The sequence below is a fragment of the Arthrobacter sp. N199823 genome (genome assembly GCF_002929705.1).
Classification (GTDB): Bacteria; Actinomycetota; Actinomycetes; order Actinomycetales; family Micrococcaceae; genus Specibacter.
On record NZ_PJIN01000056.1, the window covers coordinates 1 to 677 of the forward strand.

Below are 677 nucleotides of genomic sequence, written 5' to 3' on the forward strand. Positions count from 1 at the left end.
ATGCGGGCCCTCGGCTCAGCCCGCGGCGCACTCGATGCACTGGCCGCATTGCTGCCCGATGAAGCGGAGCGGGTCATCGATGGCGGCACCGAGACCATCATCGTCGCCGAACTGAAAGCCGATGATGTGGTTCTGGTCCGCTCGGGAGCCCGCATGCCGGCGGATGGCACCATCACCGAAGGCACCGCCGAAATCGATGAATCCATGATCACCGGGGAATCCAAAACAGTCCCCCGCACGGTCGGGGACCCGGTGGTGGCCGGGACCGTCGCCACCGACAACTCCTTGCGGGTCAAAGTCACAGCTGTCGGCGACGACACCGCTCTGGCAGGAATTCAGCGGCTTGTGGCGGAAGCGCAGTCATCCACCTCCCGAGCCCAGGCCCTGGCAGACCGCGCTGCAGCGTTCCTGTTCTACTTTGCCGCCGGTGCCGGCGTCATCACGTTCATTGTCTGGTCACTGTTGGGCAGCGTTCCGGATGCTGTGACCCGCACCGTGACCGTGTTGGTGATTGCCTGCCCCCACGCACTGGGTCTGGCCATCCCCTTGGTCATCGCCATCTCCACCGAACGTGCAGCCAGGGCCGGCGTGTTGATCAAGAACCGCATGGCGCTTGAGCGGATGCGGACCATCGACGTCGTCCTCTTCGACAAGACCGGCACCCTCACCAAGGGCGA

1 protein-coding gene is annotated in these 677 nt (G+C 64.8%); it reads left to right on the forward strand.

Annotated elements, in window-relative coordinates:
- Positions 1-677, forward strand: a 677-nt coding sequence (locus CXQ93_RS20205; RefSeq protein WP_146073310.1) for an HAD-IC family P-type ATPase, incomplete at both ends; no start/stop codon positions are given.